Origin of the sequence: Paenibacillus stellifer (genome assembly GCF_000758685.1) — a bacterium.
Lineage (GTDB): Bacteria > Bacillota > Bacilli > Paenibacillales > Paenibacillaceae > Paenibacillus_AQ > Paenibacillus_AQ stellifer.
Genome location: NZ_CP009286.1, coordinates 4,643,301 through 4,669,559 on the forward strand (window position 1 = coordinate 4,643,301; position 26,259 = coordinate 4,669,559).

At 53.2% G+C, this 26,259-nt stretch carries 29 protein-coding genes and 1 riboswitch; of the genes, 8 read left to right on the plus strand and 21 right to left on the minus strand.

Going from position 1 to position 26,259, the window contains the following annotated elements:
- Window positions 1–5 precede the first annotated feature (5 nt).
- From PSTEL_RS21390 to PSTEL_RS21405, 4 genes are all read left to right on the plus strand, one after another.
- On the plus strand, window positions 6–695 hold the full coding sequence (locus PSTEL_RS21390; RefSeq protein ID WP_156995934.1) for a response regulator transcription factor: 690 nt from the start codon (window positions 6–8) through the stop codon (window positions 693–695).
- A gap of 65 nt (window positions 696–760) precedes the next feature.
- The gene (locus PSTEL_RS21395; RefSeq protein WP_038698480.1) at window positions 761–1,684 is read left to right on the plus strand and encodes an ABC transporter ATP-binding protein; all 924 of its coding nucleotides are present in this window, start codon (window positions 761–763) and stop codon (window positions 1,682–1,684) included.
- Window positions 1,677–2,459: an ABC transporter permease gene (locus tag PSTEL_RS21400; RefSeq protein ID WP_038698483.1), complete on the plus strand. Its 783-nt coding sequence runs from the start codon at window positions 1,677–1,679 to the stop codon at window positions 2,457–2,459. The genes PSTEL_RS21395 and PSTEL_RS21400 overlap by 8 nt, the downstream gene beginning before the upstream one ends.
- A gap of 8 nt (window positions 2,460–2,467) precedes the next feature.
- Window positions 2,468–3,370, plus strand: a complete 903-nt coding sequence (locus tag PSTEL_RS21405) for a sensor histidine kinase (RefSeq protein ID WP_038698485.1) — start codon at window positions 2,468–2,470, stop codon at window positions 3,368–3,370.
- A gap of 30 nt (window positions 3,371–3,400) precedes the next feature.
- On the opposite strand, the gene PSTEL_RS21410 is transcribed toward PSTEL_RS21405, so the two are convergent.
- From PSTEL_RS21410 to PSTEL_RS21425, 4 genes are all read right to left on the minus strand, one after another.
- Window positions 3,401–3,994, minus strand: coding sequence for a PadR family transcriptional regulator (locus tag PSTEL_RS21410; RefSeq protein WP_052098810.1), 594 nt, complete (start codon window positions 3,992–3,994; stop codon window positions 3,401–3,403).
- A 35-nt stretch (window positions 3,995–4,029) separates the two neighbouring features.
- Window positions 4,030–4,824 (minus strand): helix-turn-helix domain-containing protein, encoded by a 795-nt coding sequence (locus tag PSTEL_RS21415; protein ID WP_084065248.1) that lies wholly within the window; start codon window positions 4,822–4,824, stop codon window positions 4,030–4,032.
- Window positions 4,825–5,008: 184 nt separating this feature from the next.
- Complete coding sequence (locus PSTEL_RS21420; protein WP_038698489.1) at window positions 5,009–5,791, minus strand: CPBP family intramembrane glutamic endopeptidase; 783 nt, start codon at window positions 5,789–5,791, stop codon at window positions 5,009–5,011.
- 54 nt (window positions 5,792–5,845) lie between these two features.
- Window positions 5,846–6,286 carry a nuclear transport factor 2 family protein gene (locus PSTEL_RS21425; RefSeq protein ID WP_084065250.1) on the minus strand — a complete coding sequence of 147 codons (441 nt, stop codon included), beginning with the start codon at window positions 6,284–6,286 and terminating at the stop codon, window positions 5,846–5,848.
- 216 nt (window positions 6,287–6,502) lie between these two features.
- On the opposite strand from PSTEL_RS21425, the gene PSTEL_RS21430 reads away from it, so the two are divergent.
- A complete protein-coding gene (locus PSTEL_RS21430) occupies window positions 6,503–6,877 on the plus strand; it encodes a YhjD family protein (RefSeq protein ID WP_038698491.1) in 375 nt (124 codons plus the stop codon).
- 98 nt (window positions 6,878–6,975) lie between these two features.
- On the opposite strand, the gene PSTEL_RS21435 is transcribed toward PSTEL_RS21430, so the two are convergent.
- Together PSTEL_RS21435 and PSTEL_RS21440 are read right to left on the minus strand one after the other, a co-directional pair.
- Complete coding sequence (locus tag PSTEL_RS21435; protein WP_038698493.1) at window positions 6,976–7,449, minus strand: hypothetical protein; 474 nt, start codon at window positions 7,447–7,449, stop codon at window positions 6,976–6,978.
- Window positions 7,450–7,692: 243 nt separating this feature from the next.
- Entirely contained in the window at window positions 7,693–8,052 is a 360-nt protein-coding gene (locus PSTEL_RS21440) for a HesB/IscA family protein (protein WP_038698494.1), read from the minus strand.
- A 567-nt stretch (window positions 8,053–8,619) separates the two neighbouring features.
- Between PSTEL_RS21440 and mqnE the strand changes: the two genes are divergently transcribed.
- Both mqnE and PSTEL_RS21450 read left to right on the plus strand, forming a co-directional pair.
- Complete coding sequence (gene mqnE / locus PSTEL_RS21445; RefSeq protein ID WP_038698496.1) at window positions 8,620–9,726, plus strand: aminofutalosine synthase MqnE; 1,107 nt, start codon at window positions 8,620–8,622, stop codon at window positions 9,724–9,726.
- Between the two features lie 78 nt (window positions 9,727–9,804).
- Window positions 9,805–10,866 carry an NAD(P)/FAD-dependent oxidoreductase gene (locus PSTEL_RS21450; RefSeq protein ID WP_038698499.1) on the plus strand — a complete coding sequence of 354 codons (1,062 nt, stop codon included), beginning with the start codon at window positions 9,805–9,807 and terminating at the stop codon, window positions 10,864–10,866.
- Window positions 10,867–10,981: 115 nt separating this feature from the next.
- Here the strand turns inward: PSTEL_RS21450 and PSTEL_RS21455 are convergent, their stop codons facing one another.
- Window positions 10,982–11,236, minus strand: a complete 255-nt coding sequence (locus tag PSTEL_RS21455; RefSeq protein WP_038698501.1) for a YuzB family protein — start codon at window positions 11,234–11,236, stop codon at window positions 10,982–10,984.
- 82 nt (window positions 11,237–11,318) lie between these two features.
- Between PSTEL_RS21455 and PSTEL_RS21460 the strand changes: the two genes are divergently transcribed.
- Entirely contained in the window at window positions 11,319–11,564 is a 246-nt protein-coding gene (locus PSTEL_RS21460) for a NifU family protein (RefSeq protein WP_038698504.1), read from the plus strand.
- Between the two features lie 172 nt (window positions 11,565–11,736).
- Here the strand turns inward: PSTEL_RS21460 and PSTEL_RS21465 are convergent, their stop codons facing one another.
- The 14 genes from PSTEL_RS21465 to PSTEL_RS21530 form a co-directional block, all read right to left on the minus strand.
- Window positions 11,737–12,432 carry an ABC transporter ATP-binding protein gene (locus PSTEL_RS21465; protein ID WP_038698506.1) on the minus strand — a complete coding sequence of 232 codons (696 nt, stop codon included), beginning with the start codon at window positions 12,430–12,432 and terminating at the stop codon, window positions 11,737–11,739.
- Window positions 12,429–13,538, minus strand: coding sequence for an ABC transporter permease (locus tag PSTEL_RS21470; RefSeq protein ID WP_038698508.1), 1,110 nt, complete (start codon window positions 13,536–13,538; stop codon window positions 12,429–12,431). Before PSTEL_RS21470 ends, PSTEL_RS21465 begins: the two co-directional genes overlap by 4 nt.
- A 69-nt stretch (window positions 13,539–13,607) precedes the next feature.
- Complete coding sequence (locus PSTEL_RS21475) at window positions 13,608–14,990, minus strand: sensor histidine kinase (RefSeq protein WP_038698510.1); 1,383 nt, start codon at window positions 14,988–14,990, stop codon at window positions 13,608–13,610.
- On the minus strand, window positions 14,987–15,664 hold the full coding sequence (locus PSTEL_RS21480; RefSeq protein WP_038698512.1) for a response regulator transcription factor: 678 nt from the start codon (window positions 15,662–15,664) through the stop codon (window positions 14,987–14,989). The genes PSTEL_RS21475 and PSTEL_RS21480 overlap by 4 nt, the downstream gene beginning before the upstream one ends.
- 157 nt (window positions 15,665–15,821) lie before the next feature.
- The gene (locus PSTEL_RS21485) at window positions 15,822–16,685 is read right to left on the minus strand and encodes a MetQ/NlpA family ABC transporter substrate-binding protein (RefSeq protein ID WP_038698514.1); all 864 of its coding nucleotides are present in this window, start codon (window positions 16,683–16,685) and stop codon (window positions 15,822–15,824) included.
- Window positions 16,686–16,821: 136 nt separating this feature from the next.
- The gene (locus PSTEL_RS21490; protein WP_156996085.1) at window positions 16,822–17,490 is read right to left on the minus strand and encodes a methionine ABC transporter permease; all 669 of its coding nucleotides are present in this window, start codon (window positions 17,488–17,490) and stop codon (window positions 16,822–16,824) included.
- Window positions 17,490–18,506, minus strand: a complete 1,017-nt coding sequence (locus PSTEL_RS21495; RefSeq protein WP_038698518.1) for a methionine ABC transporter ATP-binding protein — start codon at window positions 18,504–18,506, stop codon at window positions 17,490–17,492. Before PSTEL_RS21495 ends, PSTEL_RS21490 begins: the two co-directional genes overlap by 1 nt.
- A 124-nt stretch (window positions 18,507–18,630) precedes the next feature.
- Window positions 18,631–18,775, minus strand: a riboswitch (SAM riboswitch).
- Window positions 18,776–18,853: 78 nt separating this feature from the next.
- On the minus strand, window positions 18,854–19,576 hold the full coding sequence (locus PSTEL_RS21500) for a Cthe_2314 family HEPN domain-containing protein (protein ID WP_038698520.1): 723 nt from the start codon (window positions 19,574–19,576) through the stop codon (window positions 18,854–18,856).
- Window positions 19,577–19,616: 40 nt separating this feature from the next.
- A complete protein-coding gene (locus tag PSTEL_RS21505; RefSeq protein WP_038698522.1) occupies window positions 19,617–21,398 on the minus strand; it encodes a UbiD family decarboxylase in 1,782 nt (593 codons plus the stop codon).
- Window positions 21,399–21,505: 107 nt separating this feature from the next.
- A complete protein-coding gene (locus PSTEL_RS21510; protein WP_156995935.1) occupies window positions 21,506–22,525 on the minus strand; it encodes a COX15/CtaA family protein in 1,020 nt (339 codons plus the stop codon).
- 201 nt (window positions 22,526–22,726) lie between these two features.
- Complete coding sequence (locus tag PSTEL_RS21515; protein ID WP_038698527.1) at window positions 22,727–23,071, minus strand: thioredoxin family protein; 345 nt, start codon at window positions 23,069–23,071, stop codon at window positions 22,727–22,729.
- Between the two features lie 152 nt (window positions 23,072–23,223).
- Window positions 23,224–24,849 (minus strand): putative polysaccharide biosynthesis protein, encoded by a 1,626-nt coding sequence (locus tag PSTEL_RS21520; protein ID WP_038698529.1) that lies wholly within the window; start codon window positions 24,847–24,849, stop codon window positions 23,224–23,226.
- Window positions 24,850–24,875: 26 nt separating this feature from the next.
- The gene (locus PSTEL_RS21525) at window positions 24,876–25,361 is read right to left on the minus strand and encodes a DUF456 domain-containing protein (protein ID WP_038698531.1); all 486 of its coding nucleotides are present in this window, start codon (window positions 25,359–25,361) and stop codon (window positions 24,876–24,878) included.
- A 57-nt stretch (window positions 25,362–25,418) separates the two neighbouring features.
- Window positions 25,419–26,180 (minus strand): Cof-type HAD-IIB family hydrolase, encoded by a 762-nt coding sequence (locus tag PSTEL_RS21530; protein WP_156995936.1) that lies wholly within the window; start codon window positions 26,178–26,180, stop codon window positions 25,419–25,421.
- Window positions 26,181–26,259 lie beyond the last annotated feature (79 nt).

Here is a 26,259-nt window from a genome sequence, read left to right on the forward strand (position 1 = left end):
GCAAGTTGATCCATTTATTGATTGTAGAGGATGTTGAAGATGTACATTCCATACTGGTTGAGCTATTCCTGTCAGAAGGGTATAACGTCCATTCGGCATATGACGGCTTAGAAGCAGCGAAGATTTTCCGGGAAGAAGCCATTGATTTGGTCCTGCTGGATATTATGCTGCCGTACAAGAGCGGAGATGAGCTGGTGAAGGAATTCCGCCAAACCTCGAATGTCCCGATCATGATGCTGTCTGCAAAGGACTTAGTCTCTACCAAAATCGATTTATTGCGTTTAGGCGCAGATGATTATCTGACAAAACCCTTTGATTTAGGTGAGGTATTAGTACGCGTCGAAGCATTATTGCGTCGTTCGCAGCCGACAGGAGCAATAGCGGGCATTATCCGGCATGGACCGATTGTACTCGATAACGAAGCAAAGCGTGTCATGCTGAACGGCGAAGCAATTAATTTGACAGCGAAGGAATTTGCATTACTGCATTTGTTCTTGCAGCATCCGGCTAAAGTGTTCACGAAAGCGAATTTATTCGAATCGGTGTGGCAAGAATCTTTTTACGGGGATGAATCCATCATCAAAACGCATTTAAGCAATTTAAGAAATAAGCTGAAGCAGGCGGGTTTGCAGGCGGACTATATTGAAACCATTCGGGGCATTGGTTATCGATTGAAGAAATCAGACGAAAAATAGACGAGAGCTTTACCTTAACTTTACCTTTCATTTTTATAGTAAGTGTATGAAAGGGCGTGATTGATATGGGTGACTATGTTTTGGAAATTGAGAATTTAACTAAACGCTATAAAAAGTATACCGTGCTTGAGCAAGTATCGCTTCGCTGCAAACGAGGTCATGTGTACGGATTAATCGGAGTGAATGGCGCCGGAAAATCCACGTTGATGAAGTGTATTACAGGTTTGAGTTTTCAAACTGAAGGTACGATACGGCTGTTTGGTCAGTCTGTCTCGGCCAAGAAAAAAACTTATCTGACACGCATCGGCTGCATGATCGAATCTCCCGCAATTGACGTTAATTTAACGGCCAAAGAAAACATAAAAGCTCAACGGTTGCTACTGGGCATTCCCAACGAAACACTCGATGATGAATTGCTGGAAATTGTAGGATTAGGCTATACCGGGAAGAAGAAGGCGAGAGACTTCTCATTAGGAATGAAGCAGCGGCTTGGCATTGCGCTTGCCCTTGTAGCAAGTCCGGAGCTGCTCATCCTAGATGAGCCAATCAATGGCCTGGACCCGATCGGGGTAGTGGAAATACGGCAATTGCTGCGGCGATTATGTGTTGAAAGAGAAATGACGATCATCGTTTCAAGTCATAACTTGCCTGAGCTGTATCAGACCGCTACGGACTATATTTTTATTCATCAAGGCAAGCTGGTGAAAGAATTAACGTTGGCTGAATTAGATAATGTCTGCAAACAGGCGATCGTGATTCGCACCGAGAATCCGGCTCTTTGTGTTTCCGTATTGGAGGATGTTCTGCGGCTGACCGAGTTTAAAGTATTGCAGGACGGAACCATCAAGCTTTTCGAAGGATTGGATCGACTCGGTGAAATCTCAACTGCCTTGGTGCAGAACGGAGCCGTCCTTACCTTTTTCGGGATACAAGGAGATACATTAGAGAATTACTTTTTGTCTATAATTGGGGGTGAGCAACATGTATAATTTGATCCTATCCAATTTATATAAAGGAATAAAGTCAAAGACATTAAGGGTACTCCTTCTGGTTAGTACATGTTGCGCAGCAGCTACGGTATTGCTTGCCAATGGGATTGCCAAGGGAACGGTTAGTACGGATTTGAGGAGTATAATTTTTTTATTCTCTGATACAAGCATGTTAGCTATTTTAGGAGCAGTTCTTGCTGCAGCTTTAATTGGTTCGGAGTTTGATACAAGGTTATTTCATCATTCCATAGTTGCGGGATATTCGCGCTTCCAAATTGTCGTAGGCAAAGCGATTACCTATTGGATATTTGCCGTCCTCATTATGAGTCCATATTTTATCGCTAATGTAGCGGCATTGGTCTTTAAGGTTAATGTTAATATGGGAGTGGCAAGCGCGGGCTTCTTAAATATTATCAATACAGGGACGGATGACAGAGCAGGCAAAATCATTCTAGCATTACTATGCATGCTGCTCATTTATGTTGCCCAGTTAACCTTGACGATTCTCTTTGCATTTGTTGCGAAAAAAGCGATGCTGATTATTCCGGTCTTCTACGTTATTTCCGCAATGGCCGGGCAAGCTTCGCTGTACGCGGAGTCACTACCGAATCTTGGGAGGCTGTTAAATGCAACGCCTTTTGGCAATGATTTTATTGGATTAACATCCCATGCTTCCAACGAGCTTGTAGTACAAGCGATCACAGTAAGTGTCTTGTTTATGGTTGTTATTGTGGCTATTACGTATGCTGCGTTTAGAAAAACAGAATTAAAGTAGGTGGCAGAATGATGTGGCTGTTCATTTTCATTATACTGGTACAGCTCGGATATATTTATTATGTTCATCGACAATTACGAGCAATCAATGTGCAGTTAGGGCAGCGTATGAGACAAAAAAGTGATCAGCCCATCCGCCTTCAATTAATGAACAGAGAATTGAATCAGCTTGTTAAGAAGATCAATCAAGTATTGCAGCAAGAAATGAAGATGAGGCAGCTTAGCAAGCAAGAACAACTGTATTATAAAGAAATGATTTCAAATATTTCACATGATTTTCGAACGCCTTTAACTTCGATTAAAGGTTATCAGCAATTAATTGCGAAAGGGCCATTAAATGATGAGCAGAGGCACAAGCTTTCGATTGCCAACGCGCATGTGCAAAATTTGGAGCACTTGTTGGAAACCTTTTTTGAGTACTCTTATCTGTTAAGTCATCACAATGAGCCTCAGACCGGGCATGTGCCGCTGAATTTAATAATAGAGGAATATGTGGCCGCTTTTTATACCCAATTTGAGGCCAAAGGAATCGGAGTGAAACTAATTGGTTCCTCTTCGATTATCGCTATGCAGAGTGATGAAGGCATGATACGTCGTATTTTACAAAATTTGATTCAAAATGCGCTTCAGCACAGCGAAGATGATGTGGAAATACGTTATTGGCAAGAGATTGAATTCACGTATATTACATTTAAAAATCGCATTCAACCGCAAGAAAATTTCAGCCCCGAGCAATTATTCGACCGCTTCTATACAATTGATCGAACGCGTAAACGCAACAGCGGATTGGGATTATCCATTGTGCGCTTGTTAAGCGAGAAGCTAGGTGGTTCTGCTCATGCGGTCATGGAGAATGGTCATTTGAGGTTCATCATTAAATTAGCGACCAATCCAGACAATCGTTCGAAATAGATACAGCTGTCATCCGGGCAGCTGCTCCCTTCATTCCGGCCCCTCTTCTTCCCCTTGCTCTTCAGCCTGCCTGCGCTGCGCGGCATCTCTGAGCATCGCTTCCGCCTTGTCCGCCCAGCTGAGATAAGCTTTGTACACCTCTTCTCCAAAAAGCACCGTTAAATAGTAATATAGATGGTCATCATCCTGCGAGAGGATCGGCTTCAAATTGTGCTTGAACATTTCGATGATGTTCACATTCTGTTGATGCCGTTCCCGAAACAGGCCGATGCGCTTGATATTCTCCTCCGTATCCAGCTCGCTTCCAAAAAAGAGCTTAAGAAGAATTTCATAACGTGTGTACTCTTTGGTCTCGCCAATATCCAGCCATTCCCGCAGAGCCGCCTTGCCGGATGGCGTGATGGCATACAGGTTCTTCTCCGGTCCCTTCGAGCTCTCGGCTGACTGCTTGACGACCAGTCCCTCAGCTTCCAGAAGCTTGAGCGTGGGATAAATCTGCCCGTACCCTACCTCCCAGAAGTGGCTGATCATCATATCAATCTTCTTCTTGATATCGTAACCACTGAGCTGCTCATGATCCAACAAACCTAAAATAATATAGATGGTGGTGTTCGTCTTTGGCATAGGTTCTCCTACTCTTCTGCATGCCGCTTGCGGCTTCATGTTCCAGACTGCATCATATTACAACTTCGTTCGCCCAGAGGAATTCCCTCAAAATTCAAATCATAGCACTGCAGAGCCTGCGCCGGTGTCCATGTGGACAATTTCTTGAATTCCTTCGTCATATGGGCTTGATCAAAGTACCCGGACAGAAACGCCGCCTCGGCCGCACTCATTTTCTTCATGAACCGGATGGAGCGGTGGAAGCGCTGAATTCGCGCATAATCTTTCAGGGTTATCCCTAACATCGCGGAGAAATCCCGCTCCAGCTGCCGTAAGGAGACGTTCAATTGGCTGGCCAAATGATCATACTGAACATAGCTGACAGACCCTAGCATTTTGGAAGCCAGATCAATCCGTTCCAGCTTTCGCCATACCAAATGCTTATCCTGTTGTATCCGGGACAAAAATGCCTGTTCGATGACTCCCGGACGCTGAGGTGAAGGAGTCTCCATTAGTCTGCTGCACAATTCGGCCAGAAATACGTCTTCATCTAGCGGGATAACCTGCTGGCAGAAAGCCGGTACAATCCCTGTAAGCTGAAAAAACAGGCGGAATTCCATCTCCACCATGAACAGCTCCGTATAGTGGGAGAATCCAATCATCGGGTCCTTGTTCAGTCCAAGGGCAATTACATCTCCTGCTTTCATACCAACCCCATTATAGACCCCGCCTCCGTACAAAATAAAGATCAGATACACGGAAGTATCGGCAGGCATCGGAACCTCCCCTGTCTCCAGGCGATGTTCAATGTATTGGCGGATACCTAAATCGATTTGCGGTAAGTATCGCATGGCTTATCCCTCACAGAACTATATAATCTTGATATAGTGAGTGTATTAAGAAGTGAGCCCTTTTGTCAATAACATCTGTTCGCAAAAAAACAGAGAGGGCGATTCCGGGCAGACTGGAAATACAAAAAGACAGACCTCCACTCAGCGCGAGGTCCATCTTTGAAATTATGGCAACATTAAATAGTCACACTTGTCTTTCAGCCGCCAATCGGCGCATCAGCAGCACGCCATGGATAATCACCAGCATGCTGCACGCCATGGCCATCACCTCCGCCGCTTGATCGCTTGCGGTCAGCAGGTCGAAGCCGCCGTGCCAGATTATTACCGGCAGCACACTCCAGTTCCCCAGCCGGGTGAGCCAGGCCAAGAGCACGGAGCCATAAGCCAGACTAATTCCCCAGCCAATCAGGCCCCAGCCCATATGCAGGTAGGTCTCATTGAACCAAAAAGCGGGCAGATGCCACAGCATCCAGATCACCGCCACTGCAAGCGAGCTTCCGAGCAGCGAATAGCGCTTGTGCAGCAGCGGCAGCAGGTAGCCTCTCCAGCCGGACTCCTCTCCCAGGCCGAAGGTAAGCATCCAGATCAGCGCCGTTACTGCCGCATTCCGGCCGGGCAGCTTCTCTGTCCGCCCGAATTGGCTCCAATCCGGCCAATGGCCGGCAATCAGCCGCTGGGCGGCCAGCGCCGCGGCGATGTATACCAGGATCAGCAGCACAGCCGCTATCATCCCCTTGCCCGCCTTGCGGACAGCGAAGGTTCGGGACAGCCAGCTTCCCAGTCCCTTCCGTCCTTCCGTAATCAGACATGCAGCGGCAGCGCCCAGCAGCGGGCCGAAGGAGGCCAGGTAGAATTGCCCGGGAAGCTGCGGCAGATGGATGCTCCATTGCCGTTCAAGCAGCAGCGGAAGCCACAGCAGCCAAGTAAAGCCGAAGGAAAACAGGATATATAGTCGAAGCCTGGTCATGCCGATGATCCTCCTTCAAAAGTTCAACTGTCATTATCGCGAGAGCAGTGCTCGTTACTTCTTCGCGTTCTCTATCGCAAGCCCCGGGAGTTCGGCATTTCCATCCTGGTACTTATAATTGAATTTCATTTTGATAATCCGCCATCCACCATTCGTCTCCTTCAGATCAAAATCATAGCTTCCGACGACAGTCCATACATTCCCGCCCTCATGCTCCAGATAATGAGTTGCGGTTCCATAGCAAAACAAGCTGGCATCCGATTGATTGGCACGCACAAGCATATTGCCCAATTGATGATGCGTAGAGTCGAAACCCGGCAGAACATTCCTCCAGGAATCAATAATTTCATTCGCGCTTAACAAGGCCGGAGGCTGCCCGTTCATGGATGAATAATCCAGCAGCACTTGATCTGCCAAGCCTCTTCTTACCGTATCCCAGTCACGCGAATCTACAGCAACAAATAATTCCACCACCGCATCTTCTGCCTTTGTCACTTCAGACTCCCCCTAGAACATTCTCTGCCTGCTGATTCCAATGCTAAAGAACTATGCTGATCCTGTATTGTAAAAAACCGACAAGGCCGTGATCATTCCCTTGGGGAGCGGTGATCAGCGCTAAAGTTACTTGCATGAATTTCTTATCAGCGTTATAATACGAACGTATATTCGCGTCAGGATAATTAGACATCATTGAACGGAGGTCCCCTTGCAATGGCCACACCACTACCGATCACAGACGCCGACCGGGCGCTGATTAAACCATATATCATTCTGCCAATGGTCCTGCGAGCATTCGAGCGCGATACCCGCATCTTTCTTAACTTCCGTACGCCCGACCCGTATGTCGATTGGATCCATGCAGCCCGTGAGCGCTTGTCCGTCGAGGTGCGGCTGACACGCTTCGAAGCCGTAAGGCGCGGAATCCGCGTCTATGACGAGGAACGAACGGCAAGCGGAATGTCGGTCCACTATTTATGCAGAGGCCATCATGGCAACCTGTTCCTGACCAACGCCGAAATTGCAGAGCTCGCGGTCAAGCTCATGCGCAAATATCTGTCTCTCCAAAAACCGTCAACCACAGCCTGATGGGGTACTGCTCCGCCAAGTGCTGGCTGTAATTCACAACCCGGAAAGAAGAGAATTCCAACTCGTTTCTCCTGCTTCCCGGGTTGCTGAAAAATTCATTAATAATCGGTTTCAAATAGTTTCTCATTTTTATCATTTAGGAATTGAATTTTCAACTGTGCAGTCGGGTTCCAAATCCTATAATCTTCTATAATTAAATACTTTTCACCTAAGTATTCATACTCACGTTTACCATCAATCACTACACAATATGTTTTTGCATTTCTCAAGACCTCGGTGTTATTAATTATAAGTCCGATTGAACCTTTTTCTATACCACCGAATGAAATACCATCTCTTATAGACACTGTAGATTTAGAGAAATTCGAAGAATCACGATAAATATAAATGTAAGATGAGCTAAAAATATAAGCTTCCGAATTATTCAATCTCTTTATTGATACAAACTTTAAATTTTCTTTGTTAACAAATTGGTTTAATTCTTTCTCAGTAATGGAATTCGAATTATTACATCCTGATAAAATAGACAGTAAACAAAATAGAACTATTAAATACTTCTTATGAAATCTCATACATCCTCCAAAGAAAAATCATATTTTCGGTTATTTGTAAAAATTTACCTTTGATTATAAATACTCGAAAGCATAGTTGCAATATATTAATACATAGCTCCAGCGTCCCTGCACCTTGTACGCCCCTTCGGGACTCTACGCGTCTTCTTATTTAGCGCAACAAAAAACGACCTCCAATACGAAATAGTCAACGCGACTATGACGTAGTAGAGGTCGTAATCCACAACCTTGAAACGGTGCGGTTTAGCAAGGCTCCTCACTCGGCTTGCCCGCATCCGTCGCTGTACGGAAGCTGTGTCCGCAGCCGCAAGTGGCGGTGGCATTCGGGTTGTTGATGGTGAAGCCGCCGGTCATGCCGGATTCCTCGAAGTCGATTTCCAGCCCGTCGAGAAGACGGAGGCTGTCTTTTTCCACGACAACCTTAAGGCCCTTCACATCCATGTACACGTCCTTGTCGGATTCAACATCGTCAAAACCCATCGCATAAGAGTAGCCGCTGCATCCCCCCGCATTGACGCCCAGGCGAAGGAACATGTCCGGAACCTCCTGCGTATCCCGCATAGTCTTCAGCTGCTCGGCAGCCGCATCGCTGATCGTAATCATGGCTTGTAGCCTCCTTTAAAGTTCTATGAGTAACCGGCGGTAACCGGTCCGAAGTTAGACGCTGCAACAAGGTTAATCGCCCGGCGGCACTTCAGACACCCTGACGTCAACCAAGAAATATAGAGCCGAGACTAAGCGCTAAGCTTAGAATTTCTTATATTTAAATCAAGTATACTTCACTCGCCGCACGCCGACAAGCCGCCATTCCGTGGCTCTGCTTTTTTGAATGAACTAGCCTGAACCCGCTGCCTGGTACAAGCCTCACTTTGCGGGTTTCCTGGGGTTATCGCCTATGAACAGAAGGAAAAGTGGGCTGTTGCTCACCCAGAGAGAGAGGTTTATAATAAGTACAGCAATCATTTAAAATTCGAAATGTCGGAATCACCAGTTTCTAACTGAAGGCCGCCTGCGGCTTGCTCTTTATGAAAACATCTGCGTCGTTTTTCGCTTGCGGGAAACAGCGGGATGTTTTCTTGCTGAAATAAGAAGTACGTATACCTGTCCGGCAGTTCTTGTGAAAAGACTTTCATGGAGACTTGGGCTGCCCATACATTTAGGAGGAATATGATGTCTACAATTACTGTGCCGGGCACCGACGCCCGTATGAACGAAATCGCCCTGAAGGTCCATGCAGGAGAACGATTGACCCTGGAGGATGGCGTTTATTTATATGATAGCAGCGATCTGCTGACGATCGGCCAGCTGGCGGATCTCGCCAACCGGCGCAAGAACGGGAACAAGGTGTATTTTATCGAAAATATGAGCCTGTACTTCACCAATGTATGCGAATCCCGCTGCGCGTTCTGCAATTTCCGCAAGGATGAAGGCGAAGAGGGCGCCTATACGCTGTCCGGCGAAGAAATGGTCGCTTATGTGGAGCAGCATATTCATCCCGGCGTGCGCGAGTTCCATATTGTCGGCGGACATAATCAGCATATGCCTTTCCAGTATTATGTCGATTCGCTTCAGGCGCTGCATGACCGGTTCCCGGGCGTAACGCTCAAAGCCTATACGGCGGCGGAAATCGACTTCTTCACCCGGATCAGCGGCCTCAGCATCCGCGAAGTGCTGGAGCGTCTGCGGGCGGTGGGTCTTCAGACCCTTACCGGAGGTGGTGCGGAAATTCTGTCTGACCAGTATCGCAAAAAAATGAAGGTCGACAAAGCGAACGTCAAAGAGTATCTGGAGGTTCATCGTCAGGCGCACAAGCTCGGCATGCGGACGCATACGACGATGCTGTACGGCTCGATCGAATCCCACGAGGACCGTGTCCGGCATATGATTCAGATCCGCGATCTGCAGGACGAGACGAACGGATTTATGGTCTTTATCCCGCTGTCCATGCAGCCAAAGAGCAAGAATGCCGGGATTATGCGCCGGAATTCCGCTTACGAGGATCTCAAGACCATTGCGATCAGCCGGCTGATGCTGGACAACATCGATCATGTGAAAGCTTACTTCATTAATATCGGTCCTCAGCTCACCCAGGTAGCGCTCAACTTCGGCGCTTCGGACGTGCACGGCACGATTCTGAAGGAGCGCATCAGCCATTCGGCCGGCGCACTGACACCGGAAGGCATGACGCGCGAAGAGCTCATCTGGCTCGTTAAAGGGGCTGGACGCATTCCCGTCGAACGCGATACGTTCTACAACGAAATCAAGGTATACGAATAGGCTCGTTCCGCAATATAAGACCGAAATCACCCGAACAATCGCGTTTCCATTCCACCATCGAAAGGAAGACCGGACTCCATGAAGAAACTGCTTGTTCTCGGAGGCGGCTACGGCGGCCTCGCTTTGATCCAGACCCTGCTTGAGCACCAGCTCCCCGCCGATACGGAAATTGTCCTCATCGACAAAATGCCCTACCAGGGCATCAAGACCGAGTATTATTCACTGGCGGCAGGGACGGTCTCGGATCATGATATCCGAATTGCTTTTCCGGATGATCCCAGGGTGAAGAAGCGGTATGGCGAGATCTCTTCTGTGGAGCTTGACCGTCGGCTGGTTCATATGGCAGAGGGTGAGGAGATTCCTTACGATCTACTGGCCATCGCGCTCGGCTGTACGGACAATTACCACGGCATCCCGGGCGCTTCCGAGTATACATGCAGTATTCAAAGTCTCTCCTCCACGCGGGAAACGTACCGCCGTCTGAATGATGTGAAGCCGTACGGCACGGTAAATATCGTCGGTGGCGGTCTTAGTGGCGTCGAGCTGGCAGCGGAGCTGCGCGAGAGCCGGCCCGACCTGAACATCACGATCCTCGACCGCGGAGAGCGGGTGCTGTCTTCCTTCCCGGCGAGGCTCTCCAAGTATGTGGAGGAATGGTTCAGCGAGCATCAGGTGAATACCCGGGGTAAAATTTCGGTATCCCATATCGAGCCGGGCGTCGTCTATAATGGCACGGAAGCTATTTACTCCGACGTTACCGTCTGGACCGGCGGAATTCAGCCCGTCAAGGTCGTGCAGGACCTGAACCTCCCCAAAGACCGGGGCGGGAGAGTGATCCTTGGGCAGTACTATCAGGTTTCGGACTATCCGGAGGTGTATGTGATCGGCGACTGCGCAAGCCTGCCGTTCGCGCCGAGCGCCCAGGCGGCGGGCGCGCAGGGCGAGCAGATTGCGCATATTATGCGCGCCCTGTGGAAGAACGAAACGCCGAAGCTGCACAACATCAAGCTGAAGGGAACGCTCGGCTCCCTTGGCAAGACCGAAGGCTTCGGCCTTCTGGGCAGCCGCTCTGTTATGGGCCGGGTGCCCCGCATCCTGAAGAGCGGCGTGCTCTGGATGTCCAAACGCCATTTTGGCTAAGCGGACAAGCGTTTGCTTCGGGTACGATTATCTAAATGCCTCAAATCTCGATGTCTCGATGCCTATTATCTGACTGCGTCATTCGCCTTGTCTGTTGCCAACACCAGAGGCCGTTTTAGTCGATCTCAAGGTTGTTCCACGCTTCGAACTCCTTGATTTTGGCCAAGATGGCCTCTTCCAGTTCTTCCGCCGAAACGGCGGCGATGATCTCTCCATTCACCAGGGCGAAAGGCTCGAAGAAGCACTGCTCGCAGTTATCGAGGCAGCCGTATTCGACAACATCATAGTCAGGGTTCTGCTCCAGCTTCTTTTTCAGTTCTTCGGTTCCATGCCCCAGGTTGCTGACACAAAATTCAATAATTGGTCTCATTGTTTATCTCCCAGCCTTTACTAACCGTTTTATTTTTTAAATAATTGTACTATAATATACGTACGAAAGGAGTGATTGAGAAATGAGTGAGAATGCACAAAGCACCATGTATGATGAAGTTGCAGATGTATTGGATAAACTTCGTCCGTTCTTGCAGCGCGACGGCGGCGACGTTGAACTGATCGACGTTGAAGACGGCATCGTCAAGCTGAAATTGATGGGTGCCTGCGGCAGCTGCCCAAGCTCCACGATCACGCTGAAAGCCGGGATTGAACGCGCCCTCATCGAAGAGGTTGAAGGCGTCGAGGAAGTTGTCCAGGTATTCTAATCCCGTAGCAATACACCGTCCCGGCCGTTTGCCTTCTGGCAAGCGGCCGGGATTTTTCTGATTGTTACGGTCGACGCTCCACATACAGCAACAAAGCCGGCTGAATGCCGGCTTTGTCCAGTCGAACCATTGATTTAATTGTTTCCTGTGGCGCGAGCCGGGCAGGTGCAATCTAGACATGAAGACTATGAACACGCGGGACCAGAACGCCGCTGTCCAGAACAAGCACGCGGTCACAGCGCTCCAGCATCCGCACGTCATGGGTGACCATGACCGCGGCCTTGCCTTCTTCCTTCACCTCGTCCGCGATCATGTTCACAACCTCAAGCCCTCGCTTGAAGTCAAGGCTTGCCGTCGGCTCATCGGCCAGCAGAATGGCAGGATCGTTCATCCATGCCCGGGCGATGGCCGTCCGCTGCTTCTCCCCGCCCGAGAGATGCTCGGGATAATGCTTCCTGCGGCCCCAGAGATCGAGCCGCTTCAGCAGCTTCTCGGCACGGGCCTTTGCCGTCCTGGACGGCATGGACCCTAACTTGGCCGCGAACAGCAGCTGCTCCTCGACGCTGAGATAAGGCAGAAGATGCGCGCTCTGGAACATGAAGCCGATCTTGTGCAGGCGCAGTTCCGCAAGCTCGCGCTTATTTTTGCCGGACAACGGCTCTCCGCCAATCCACACCTCGCCGCTTGTCGGCGTCAGCAGCGCACCCGCTGTCGACAGAAATGTACTTTTGCCGGAACCCGAGGGGCCGAGAACCGCCACGAATTCACCGGGATTCACTTCAAGATCCAGATGATTCAGCACGGTCAGTTTGGCGTCTCCGTCTCCATACGTCTTCGTAATTTTGTCCATTACAAGCTTGCCGCTCATGCTCCAGTCCTCCCTATCGCTTCAAGCGCATCGATCTTGGTTACCCGAAATACGGAAACAAGCGAGCCAACCAGTGAAACACCGATGAACAATCCGCCCGTCATCAGCATCGTCCGGACATCCATGTGGAAAGGCATACCGCTCGGCATCATGCGCGAAGCCGTTCCGGTCAGCAGCAGACTTACCGCCAAGCTGACCAGGGAGAGCGCGAGCACCTGGGCCATCACGCTCCAGGCTAAATACCCCGACCTTGCGCCTGTCGCCTTCAGTATGCCGAACTGCCCTGTCTTCTGAATGGTGATCACATAGAAGAAAACCGACAGCACGAACGCGGAAATGACATAGAGAAAAACAATCATCATAAGAAGCGAGCCCTGCTCTGCAGAGTATCCCGGCACAGCCGAAATCGCCTGCTTCTTGGTGATCAGCTCGGCGCCGTCAACCGCACCTGCTAGCTTATCCGACTGTTCACCGGATGCATTCACTGCAATGGCATTGAAGGTAAGGCCGGAAGAGGCTTTGCCGGAGGCTCCTTTCAGCTTCAGCCAGTCGCCTTGGTTCATATACACGACCGGAGCGTGGCTGTAAGAGCGGTCCTTGGTGAATCCAGCTACGATCCAGCTTAGACCGGACTCGGGGTCCGTAAGCGTACCACCGAGCGTCACGCCGGACTCCTTCAGCTTGCTGTCGGCAACCACCGAACCGGCAGTGTCATTCGTCAAGGCTTGCCCTTCGGTAATCGGCGGCGCCAGCGAACCCTGCATGTCCACCGCGAAGAAGGTGATGTCGAGCTTGGAATCGGCGCCGGGAACCGTCACGGCTGCGGATTGAACGCCAAGATAATCCGCGTTCTGTGAACCAACCGCCGCGCGGGCCGCATCCAGCTGAGCTTCGCTTAGCTGTGAGCTTCTGAAACGGTGGTCCGCATCCTTTTGAACAATGAATCCTGTGGCTTTCATATTGGCGAGCGCTGAAATATTGGCGTAGGACAGTCCCTGCGCAAGTCCTGTCACGAACAGAACCAGGAACGAAATCAGCAGCATAATAACAGCAATTAAAGTGTATCTCGCCTTAGAGTGCCTGATCTCCCGTAAGGCCAAAAACATGTCATTCTCCTCCTTAACCGGTATGGGACCAGTGTAAAGCCGGAAAATGAACGGAGTATGAACAGCAGATTACAAATCCGCCAGGGGAAGCTCTACCGTAAAAGTAGTTCCTTTCCCGATCTCGCTCGCCGCTTCGACAGTGCCTTGATGCGCCTGCACGATTTTGCGGACGATGGCAAGACCGAGGCCGCTGCCTGAATCCTCACGGCTGCGGTTCTTGTCGACTTTATAGAACCGGTCAAAGATGCGCTCCAGCTCCTCAGACGGAAGACCTTCGCCGGAATTATAGACGGTGACGCGGCACCGCCCGCCATGCGCGGCTGCGCTTACCGCGATTTCGCCGCCCTCCGGAGTATGCTTGACCGCATTGGACAGCAGATTCATCCATACCTGGTAGAGCAGATTGGCATCGCCCCGGATCTCAATGTCCTGTACAGATAATCTCAAGGCGAGCTGTTTTTCACTAAGTCTCCATTCCAGCATCTGTGCGATCTGGCGGATTTGCAGCTTCAGGCTGAACCTGGTAATCTCCAGCGCACCGGGATCGTAGTCCAGCGAAGACAGTGTAAGCAGCTGCTTGCTCAGCCGGGACATCCTCCGGCTCTCCTCCTCGATGATGGTCAAATACTCGCTGCGCTGAGCGGCTGTGACCTCCTCCGTCCTCATCGTGTGCGCAAACCCCTGGATGGAGGTCAGCGGCGACTCGATTTCATGGGACACGTTGGCGACGAACTCCTGTCTGGCCCGGTTGGTCCGTTCCAGCTCCCGGCTCATGACCATGAAATGCTCCGCTAATACGCCGATCTCATCCGTTCTGCGCGTGTTCAGCGTAATATCGTATCTGCCCCGGGAGATTTTGCGCGTCGCGTCCGTCATTCTGATGATCGGCAATACGATGTGAAGAGCCGTAACAAGCATGAAGGCGAGACTGAATAACGCAGTAAGTACGATAATCATCGCGAAGAAAATGCGCAGTTCACCAAATTGAACCTCAGCATCGGCTCTCATGAACAGCGCGTAGGTTGTTCCCCCGAGATTCAGCGGTACCCCTATGGAATTGCGCAGCTGGTTATCGAAGAAGCCGGTGACGAAGAGCTGTCCCGGGAACTCCGCGATACCGTGATAAATCTCTCCCTTCAGGACGGCTTCGATGCTGCTCTGCGGAAGATCGTTAACCCGGAAGGGTTTGCCGAAGAAGCGGTCGCCGCCATTGCCGTCGGTCAGCAGCATTTTGTAACCGAGAGCAGCGGTACTGGCTAAATAACCATCAATTTCATCCGCATGGGCTTGTCCGAATTGCTGAATCTGAAGGGCCATCCCCGTCAGCTTGTCGTCATTCTCGGGTTTGACTACGATCTGGTAATACAGGTTGGACAGCAGAAAAGCGAGCAGACTGCTCACGACTATAGCCGAACAAAAAATGAGCGACGTCCGCGTATAGAGCGACTTCATGACGTCACCAGCTCCAGTTTGTACCCGATTCCCCGGATCGTGCGAATGGCGAACTTGTCCCCGTAATCGGCGAACCGCTGACGCAGCCGCTTGATATGAACATCCACCGTCCGCTCGTCTCCTTCGTAATCGATTCCCCAAATCCGCTCAATCAGTTCTCCTCTGCTGAACAGGCGGCCGGGAAACGACGCCAGCTGCGCAAGCAGCTCAAATTCCTTGACCGGCAGCAGCAGCGTCTCATTGCCGTCTGTGATCTCATAGTTTTTGCGGTCGATCACCAGCGTGTTCAGACGGATTTTGTCATCCGGGGCGAAGGAATACCGGCGGAACAGCGCCGAAATGCGGAACAGCAGCTCGGCAGGCTCGAACGGCTTCGTCAGATAGTCATCCGTTCCCCGCAGGAAGCCCTGCTCTTTGTCGCTCAGCTGCTGTCTGGCGGTGAGGAGGATGATCGGGATATCATATGTCTCCCGGATGTGCTGGCATAAATTCAGCCCGTCCATTCTGGGCATCATGACATCGACAACCGCCAGATCAATTGGGGTATTCGCCAGTATCTCCTGCGCCTTCACTCCGTCTTCCGCCTCCATTACAGCGTAGCCCTCCCGGGTAAGAACCTGGCGCAGCAGCGTCCGGATATGGGGATCGTCGTCGGCCACCAACAACTGCTTCATGTCTTCACTCTCCAGACAGACTTAAGATTTCTGCATTTTGCAAAATGCTCATTATTTATCATATGCGGTTTATGTGATGTTTTCCATCTTTGGGTTTCTAGCAAAAAAAACCCCGCACAGCCGAAAGCTGAGCGGGGGTTCAGTTGTATAGATAAGATTAGAATGCCGGGACGATGGAGCCTTGGTACTTGTCTTCGATGAATTTCTTCGCTTCCGCAGAGGTCAGAGCGGCGGCCAGCTTCTTAATGGCATCCTTGTCCTTGTCTTCCGGACGGGTTACCAGCAGGTTCGCGTAAGGGGAATCTCCGCTCTCGATGAACAGGGCGTCCTTCGTCGGCACGAGGCCAGCTTCCAGCGCATAGTTGGAATTGATCAGCGCCAGATCGACTTCAGCCAGCTGGCGCGGCAGATTGGCGGCTTCCAGCTCGATAATCTTCAGGTTCTTCTTGTTCTCGACAATATCGGATTTGGTCGAAGCGATGTTGGTCGGGTCCTTCAGTGTGATCAAGCCGTTCTTGGCCAGCAGAATCAGGGCGCGTCCGCCGTTCGTGGCATCGTTCGGAATGGCAACCTTGGCGCCGTCCTTCAGCTCGTCGATCGATTTGATCTTCTTGGAGTATGCGCCGAACGGTTCAACATGAACCGCTACGACAGACGTCAGGCTCCAGCCATTCTTTTGATTCTGGTCATCCAGATAAGGCTTGTGCTGGAAGAAGTTCGCATCCAGTTCGCCTTCGGCCAGCTGTACGTTCGGCTGAACATAATCGGTAAATTCCTTGATTTCCAGCTTGATGCCCTCAGCTTCAAGCTGCGGCGCAATTGCCTTCAGAATCTCGGCATGCGGAACCGGAGAAGCGCCGATAACGAGCGTAACCGGCTCGGCAGCGCTCGGAGCGGAAGAAGCTCCGGCGGAAGGTGCCGTAGAAGCGGAGGAACCGGAAGAAGCATTGTTGTCGCTGCCGCAGGCGGCGAGCATAACAACAAGCGTCAGGCTGAACAAGGTTAGCAGTACTTTTTTCATGATGAATCCCCCTCTAAAGTATGTGTGTACGGCGGCATCCTGCGGTTTCCCCAAACCACGGCGCCACCTCTTTGGCGAGAGTCCTTCCCTTGCGGGCCGGACATCACCGCCTCAATAAGGTATATGGTATAAATCCTTATTTACGTGTGAAATGCCGGACAAGCCGGTCGCCTGCCATCTGCAGCAGTTGCACCAGAACGACAAGCAGGATGATCGAGACGATCATGACTTCCTTCTCATACCGCTGATAGCCGTAGCGGATTGCCAAATCTCCCAGTCCGCCACCGCCGAACATCCCCGACATAGCGGTATAGGAGACCAGCGTTACGACGGTAATCGTCGCTCCCGCCAGAAGGCCAGGACGGGCTTCAGGCAGCAGAACACGCATAATGATCTGTCCGGTCGAGGCCCCCATTCCCTGAGCCGCCTCAATGACGCCGCGATCGACTTCACGCAGCGACGTCTCGACAAGACGCGCGAAGAACGGAGCAGCTCCAATGACAAGCGCCGGGATCATGCCGAGTACACCAATGGAAGTCCCGACCACCGCCCGGCTGAACGGAATCAGCGCAATGCCGAGAATAATGAACGGCACGGACCGGAGAATGTTGACGAGAAAGGAAATCACCGAATAAATAACTCGGGTCAGCTTGTTCTCGGATTTGCCCCACAAATACAGCATGATTCCGAGCGGCAAACCGAGAATTATGGTGAAAATGGTGGAGCTTCCAAGCATTTTCAAGGTATCAGCCGTTCCTGTAAGCATTTCGCTCCAGTCCACGGACGAAAAATCGAGTCCGAATATCATGCCAGCACCTCCACATCAAGCCCCTGAGCCGTCAGCTCAGCGATCGCTCTGCCGGTCGCCTCGCCATCTCCTTCAAAGCGCACGATTAGCTGGCCATATGGCACATCCTTGATCGTCGAGATCGTGCCTTGGAGAATCGCGAAATTCACACCGGCCTGTCCGGCCACGCGTGACAGCGTCGATTCGTAGGTCTTCTCCCCGAGGAAAGTGATCTTCACCGGAAGCGAGAAACTTCCCGTCTGCGCCAGCAGCGCCGCCTGCAGCGGGCCATCCCCCTGGGATTCGCTGCGGATGAATTCCTTCGTCACCTCATGCTTCGGCTTCAGGAACACATCGGTAACAAGTCCCTGTTCAACGATTCCGCCGTCGTGAATGACGGCTACGCGGTCGCAGATGCTCTGAATGACATGCATCTCATGCGTAATCAGAACGATCGTCAGATTGAAGCGCTTGTTAATATCCAGCAGCAGCCGGAGAATCGAGTCCGTTGTCTGCGGGTCCAGCGCCGAGGTCGCCTCGTCGCACAGCAGCACATCCGGATCGTTGGCCAGTGCCCGCGCGATTCCGACCCGCTGCTTCTGCCCGCCGGACAGCTGAGCGGGATACTTGTACCGGTGATCGGTCAGGCCTACGAGCTGGAGCAGCTCCGCCACCTTCCGGTCGATGCTCTCCTTCGGCGTGTGAACAAGCCGGAGCGGGAACGCAATATTGTCGTACACGGTGGCGGAGGACAGCAGATTGAAATGCTGATAGATCATGCCGATCTTGCGCCGCGACTCCTGCAGCTGGCTTTTGCCCAGCCGGGTCAGCTCCGTGCCGTCAACCCACACTTCCCCCTCAGTCGGACGCTCCAGCAGATTGATGCAGCGGATCAGCGTGCTTTTGCCGGCGCCGGAATGACCGATCACCCCGAAGATCTCGCCTTTCCCGATCTGCAGATCCACCTTCGATAGCGCGACCGCAGCCCGCGGGCCCTTTCCGTATACTTTGGTCAAACCCTTCAACTCTATCAAACGTACAGCCTCCCCTAGCCTTCCATTCTCTCAAGTCCTTGCCAGACTTCCCCTGCACATATCAAAAAAGGCCCCGGCGTTCTTCGCTGAACACAGGAGGCCTTCATCATTTATGCATAACGCCCTCTCATCTGCGCAAAGCCGTGAAACCTATCACGACCATGTAGGAATTAGCACCATGACATTGCCGATCTCAAAATGAAATTTGAAATTCGTCAACCGGTTGCCGGGCTTCATCGGGCCTGTCCCTCCGCCACTCTCGATAAGATATTTTATGAAATTTTCATTCCTTAGTATAAAATCCTTTACATGCTTTGTCAAAGATTTTTTAAAGGAAATAGTTGGTTTTATCTCGATTTTCCCAATCTCCGTTCCAGCAGTCTTCCGCTATATCCATATGCCTGCGACAGCGACCGGCACACCATCTCGATGCCAAGCCGCAAATCCTCCAGATGCTCATCCAGATCCTCAAGCCGGATGCGGTCATGCACCCCCTGGTGCAGCTGCCACAAATCGTCCTGAAGCTCGGAGTTCATGTAGTGGATTTCGGCGTTCCGCCGCTTCCGCAGCCGCTGCATCGGCTCCCTGTACCTGTCCTTGATCTCCTCGAGCCTTGCGCATAGATCACGATGGTCCTGATTGTTACGGAACTGCCGAAGCACCGTGAAATAGGAGAAGTGGGCCTTGATCCTGGCGGTGTTGAGGTCATACAGGGTATTGAGCACCGTGCCCAGCTTGTCCAGCAGGGAGAAGACGCGGATGAAGCCGTTCTTGTAAAAATAAACGTATCTTGCATACTCCCCCTGTTCGCTGACGTTCATCTCGTCCATATACCCCGCCTGGACCGACCGGCGAAAAAAAGCAGCGGCGAAATGACTCTGCTCCAGCTCGTCGAGGGAGGTCATGAGTCCGCGGGTCCAGAGCTCCACCCTCCGGTATCCTTGATCCCGGTCCGGATGGGCATTTATATCCTTGCGCAGCAGAGCGGCCAGTCTGGCCATGCTCTCCATCGCTTCTTTCAGCGCGCCTGAATTCTCGCGCGGCGGTTCACCCAGCAGGTTTCGCAGCAACTCCCGCCCCTCCTCTCACAACGTTATCGTTAAAGACGGATCAGCCTCTCAGTCCTCCGGGAAAATAATTCTTCCAGTTCCGGTCGACGAGTTCCACAATATCTTCTCTGGGGAACAGCTCATCCGGATAACCCGGCTTCATCCGGGCGTCGATGACGATCGGCAGGCTGTACCCGATATGGTGCTGTTGCAGCTTCGCCTCGGCATAAATATCGGTCGCCGGATTGAAGCGGGTGAAGACGGTCCACAGGAACGACACCTGTGTCCGCACCGTTTCGGTCGCGTTGTCGACCAGAATGACGAGCGGCCATTTCGTGTTCTTCTCGCTCAGAATGCCGGGAAGACGCTTCGCAAGCTCGGGATCTTCGGTGAACGAAGGCCCCGACACGACCAGACAGCCGCCGCAATAAGGCGCCGCATCCCCGATGCCGGGAATCAGGCCCTCGTCATAGCTGCGCGGCAGCTCGCGCTTCTTGTCGCCGACGCCCATAAGCACGCCCTTGCTGCCGTGGTTCATCCGCTTCCCGGTATAATCGAGCGTATCATGCGATGTGTTGTTGAAGATGAACAGATCGACCGCCGGATCGAACCGTTCCAGCACAGTCTCCAGCAGCAGCGGGAAATTCGCCAGATCAACCGGCTCATTCGTTAGAATCAGGAACTTGGTCAGAGACAGCTGGCCTTCGCCCAGAATCCGGAAGGCGGAGACGAGCGCTTCCCGGGAATAGCTCTCGCGCACGACGGCGGAAGCCAGCGTGTGGGAGCCGGATTCCGAGTACGCCCACAAGAATTTGACGGACGGCATCACGAGCGGATAGGCCGGCGACAGCAGACGCTGCAGGAAATCGCCGAGATAGTAATCCTCCTGGCGCGGCTTGCCAACAATGGTCGCCGGATAGATGGCGTCCTTCCGCCGCCACATGCGCTGCACCTGCAGGATCGGGAAATCATGCTGCAGGGAGTAGTAGCCGTAATGGTCGCCGAACGGGCCCTCCGGCCGCCGGACATGAGGCGGGACAAGCCCGCGGATCACGAATTCGGCTTCGGCCGGCATGCGGTGGCCGCCCATCGGGTCCTGCACCATCGGCAAGCGGCCGCCCATGACTAGGGAAGCCAGCAGCAGCTCCGGCATGCGCTCCGGAACGGGTGCGATAGCTGTCGCGATGAGTGCGGGCGGTCCGCCGATGAAGACGGAGACCGGGAGCGCCTCATTACGCTGCTCAGCCTCGAAATGGTGGAAGCCGCCGCCCTTGTGAATCTGCCAGTGAACACCGGTCGTCTGATCGTCATAGATCTGAATCCGGTACATGCCGAGGTTATGATCCTTCGGATTCGAAGGGCTCTCGGTATAGACCAGCGGCAGCGTCACGAACGGGCCGCCATCCTCCTGCCAGCTCGTTACCCGGGGCAGCCCCTTGAGTGGGTCCGTGCTTTGGCAGACGTTCAGGATGGGCGCCTCCCCCTGGGAGACGTTCTTGACCCCCACCTTCAGGAGATCAAACAGCATGCCCTTCTCCTTCCACACGCCGCTTACCGTCGGCGGAAGCAGTGTCTCCACAGCTCCCATCATCGCTTTCATCAGCGCCTCGGGACGCGGGCCGAAGGCCTGGTCCGTACGCCGCTCCGTGCCGAACAGATTCGTCACGACCGGGAACGGCGTACCCTTCACATTGGTGAACAGCAGGGCCGGTCCTTCTTCCTGAATGACCCGGCGGTGAATCTCCGCCAGCTCCAGATAAGGATCGACCGGCGCCTCGATGACCGCAAGGTCTTTGTCTTTCCGCAATTGCTCTATCCATTCACGCAAATTACGATATCCCAAAATAGTGTTCCTCCTTGAATCGACTCTATTCGATCCGTATACGAAAAGGCGGCCCGCTTCCGCGCTTTCATGCATCCGGCCGCCTTTCGTTTCCTATATGTTATGTTCTATTTCTCTTGTTCGGGCGGAATGACCGCCCGTGCCTGTCCTGCACTCTGTTCAGGCCGCGATTTCCGCTGACTGCCCGCCGCAGAGCCGGCGACACGGGGCCTTGACGCGGCTCCCGGACTGCCAAGCTGCCGGACGCGGACGCTCATATAGATCAGGATGCCGAAGAGTCCTGAACTGAACGCAGCGTAAGCTGGCGCACCGGACCGATACCACGCTTCATCGCCGAGCGCGAATACAGCGCTGCTCAGCACTTGCAGCGTGCCCAGAAGAACAGCGGCGATTCCGAGCTTCTTAAGCTCCGGATAGCCTGCGCCATGCTTCCAGAAGGCTAGATGCCCGAGCAGCGCGGTAAGGCCAAACAGCGCAAGCACCGCGAGCCGGTGCAGCAAGACGACGCCCGTTCCGCCCGCCAGCCTGGTTATGATAGCGCTGATATGTAACGGCCAGCTGCCCGAGACGGCTGTGCGCACATCCATGCGGCTGACGTAAACGCCCAGCCACATCACCAGGCAGGCGAAGACGGCGGTCGCCCACGTCAGATTCCGGAAGGCCGGGGGAATGCCCGGCTTGTCCTTATTTTGATCAAGAGCCGGGTCCCGGCCCGCTCCCAGCGCCAGCATCAGCGAGCCCGCGAACGACATCATCGTGAAGCCCAGCTGCAGCGGCATGACAGCGGCGGACCAGGACCAGACGGCCGCGAACACCGCCAGCACCGCCTGGATCAAGGCGAACAGCAGCGTAAAGCCGGCATAAATCCGAAGCTCATGGCGGAGTTTGATGTACAGTCGGAAGCCCAGCACCGAAGCCAGGGCGGCCAATCCGCTGAGCAGGAGATAGCTCCATTCGATCAGCTGTCCCAGCGTATGCGCCTGAGATAGCACCCCGCCATTGGGCGGCCATTCGCTGCCGCGTCCAAGCCCGTAGCCCGGCCCCATCACAAGAGCGCCGCCCATGAGAGCCATGAACATCAGAATACAAGTTATGTAGCCAAGCCGCCTATACGGTCTGCCGGACATCTCTCTCACCCACCGTTGTTGGGATTTTTATGGAATGGAGTCATGCCTCTCGGCTTGCTTGTTTAAGAAATTATGCGTTTCCATTATACCCTATCGGCACAGGTCCGGCATCTGACATTTACATAAGTTTTGAAGTAATAGGCCTTGGTTGTACAAAATCGCCGCCTTCCTGGGTAACCCGTCGAAAGCGGCGAATGGCGGTTATTTCTGAATGGTGTGGTGCACCTGATCGGCCCGGTCGAGGAAATCCTCGATTTCCTGTCTCGATTTGCGAAGCTTGTTGACGAACCGGATCAGTTCTTTTCCGTCTGAATAAGCGACAAAGCTCGGAATGCCGAGGATATTCTGTTCCTGGCTCACCTCGCCTACCGCATCCACGTCCACTTCGACAAGCGTCAGCTTATCCTTGTACTTCTCTTCAACGTCCGGCATGAACGGATTTATGAATTTGCAATCTCCGCACCAGTCCGCCTTGAAGACCGCTACCGTCAATCCCGGCGACTCGATCGCCTTCTGAAATTCAGCGGGAGAGCTGATTTTATCCATCCCTTGCACCGTCCCTTCTTAAGTTCAGCATATTGCTATTGTTGGCTTGAAATCATCATGGATGTATGCAAAATGCTCATTTCACAGTAATTCTGCTTCCTCTCTAAGTGAAGCAAAATGCGCACGCGAAGTCAAATCATGGAGCAAAGGACCTATTCCTTCTCCCGCATGCGTGCAGGCTGCAGCTTCATCAGCGGGTTCAGCAGCTTGCGGACAGGCCGCGGATAGCTGGACAGCTCGGCCGCGCTCAGGACGCCGAAGATGATCAGCACAACCAGATACAAAGCGACAACGCTGGCACCGGTCAGCAGGCATGCAATCAAATACGCCACACGGTCGGGCAGAAGACCCGCCAGATGGATGCCTGCCTCATTTAGGCCGTAGCCCACGGCGGCGGACACCAACACGGCGATCAGATAACCGCCCCAGCGCTTGCCCATAATCTGAAACGGCACGATTGTCCGCAACAGCCGCAGATTAAGTGCGGTAATAACGATGAAACACAGCGCGGTAGCGATAATAATGCCGTAAATACCCATGAACCGGCTCAGCAGCACGCTCGCTCCCAGCTTCACCACAATCCCGGCCAGTACATAGAACATGGAAATCCGCGATTTGCCCATGCCGAGCAGAATCGAGTTCGAGGTCGTCATCGTTATTTGAAAAATCGTACCGAGCGTCAGCAGCGCGATCATCCCGCTGCCGGACGGAGTGGAGAACAGCAGGCCATTGACCGAGAAGGCCGCGACCACAAGCGACAGCACGATCGGCGTGCCGGTCAGGATGGCGATCCGCATCGCCAGCGTAATCTGACGCTTCAGATGCTCCTCGTCCCGGCGCGCATAGGCGGCCGAGATGACCGGGATCAGCGAAGTACTGAGCGCGATCGCCAGCACGGGCGGAATGCCTGCGATGCTCTGCGCCTTCTGCCCGAGAATCCCCAGCAGACGGGTCGCCTCGGCATTCCCTACCTGTCCGCTAAGCAGGGGAACAATCAGCGAGGAGTCGATGAAATAGACGGCCTGAATCGTCATCGAGGACAGAATAATCGGAATCGACAGACTGAAGATATCCTTATAAATGCGCAGCAGCGGCAGCCGCTCGCCCTGAGCGGCATACAATCCCGATGCCTTGTCTTCCCGGTGCAGCCGGATGGCGGCATACAGCATGATGGCGAACGCGCCAATGCTGCCGAATACGCTGCCGAACGACGCGCCCGCCGCCATAACCGAGTTGCTGTAGCCTTGATGGAACAGCACAAATGCCAGCAGAATGGCGGTCAGCACCCGGGCGATCTGCTCCACGATCTGCGACATCCCGTTCGCCATCATATTATTGCGCCCCTGCGAATATCCGCGCATCATCGCGATGGACGGGAACAGCAGCAGCGCCGGCGCAATGGCCCGGATGGCCAGCGTGCTCTCCGGTACGCCCGCATGCTTCGCAAAGAGCGGTGCGGTTATGTACAGCAACACGCTGATGATGACCCCGACGACGGCGCCGAAAATAAGCGCGGCCCGGTAAATCTGCCGCGCTTCATCGGGACGGTTCAGAGCGTACCGCTCGGAGACCATTTTGCTGAGGGTACTGGGAATGCCTGCCGTAGCGAGCGTCAGCAGCATCAGGTAGACATTGTTGGCCTGGGAGAACGCCGCATCCCCTACATCGTTGAACAGATGCTCCAGCGGCACCCGCTGAAAAATACCGAGCACCCGGGCCACCAAAGCGGCGGCCGCGAGAATGATTGTGCCTTTGACAAAAGAGTCCTTCTTCGACAACCTTGTTCCCCTACTTTACGTTGAAATTAAAACCGGCCGATCCAGATAAAGAAGAGGACGACCATAGTGACCTGAAGAATCACCTTGACCACGGTGCTGGTGAACAGGCCGAGCAGCGAGCCCAGGCTCACCTTGAACGATTTGCCGGGGTCAGAGCCTGCGATCATTTCGCCGATAAATGCGCCGAGCAGCGGGCCGATAATGAGCCCGAACGCCGGAATCACGAACGGTCCGGCAATCAGGCCGATCGTGCTGCCGATTACCGATGCGCGCGAGCCGCCGAATTTCTTGACGCCCCACGCTCCCACGACATAATCGGCGACAAAGAGCACCGCCACGATCAAGGTCTGGATAATCCAGAACCAGGGACCGAACGGCGCGAAGCCGAAGAACCAGCCATGGACGAAGAAGCCCAGATAAATTGCCAGAGCTCCCGGTAAAATCGGGTAGACGGCTCCGGCCAGGCCGACCGCGAACAGGGCAATGATCAAAATCCATCCGAGGATTGTCAAGGATATCCCTCCAGTAGTGATTGCTTGGCGGACCGCTTAAATACGTTATGCCTAGTGCTAGCCCGTAATCTCCGCTTCGTCCTGCAGGATGAAGCGGCGGATCACTTCGGCAATGCCGTCTTCGTTATTGCTCGCGGTAACCGCATCGGCTTCCTGCTTAACCGTCTCCTGGGCGTTGCCCATGGCGACGCCCAAGCCGACCTGTTGAATAACGGCCAGGTCATTGAGGCTGTCGCCCACCGCGACAACATCCTCCATCGTGATGCCGAGCAGACCGCAGACTTCTTTGATTCCGGACGCCTTGTTGACGCCCAGCGGATTAATCTCCAGATTGAAAGGCGAGGAATTGGTGATTTCCAGTCCCCCCATATTTTGCAGCTTCAGCAGCACCTGATGCCGGATCTCGTTGTCCTCCGTATGATACCCGAACTTCAGCCACTCCCGGCCGTCGATATTGCCGTCCCAGCTGTTCTTGTTGTACACGGCGTCCACCGAGTAAGCCCAGTACCAAGTGCCGTATTCCATTGCGATGGCATGCATTTGCTTGATCAGCTCCGGGTCCATCAGGGAGCGGCGGTACAGCTCATGCGGCGCGCGCCACACCTCGCTGCCATTGACGGTCACGAGCGGCGTCTTGAGGCCAAGCTGCTCGGCGTAAGGGTAGGCGGAGCGAAACGCGCGTCCGGTTGACAGGCAGACGTACACGCCCGCGTCCACCGCGCGGTGAATCCATTTTACCGTCTCCGGGGTAATCTTCTCCTCATCATTCAGCAGGGTTCCATCCATATCCAGGGCAAGCAGGCGGTATTTGGCGGTCATTGCCATTCCTCCATTTTCTGTATTGTTCCTATCCTTAATTCTCTATACTCTATCCTTTGTCTTTTACCCAACTTCTTCC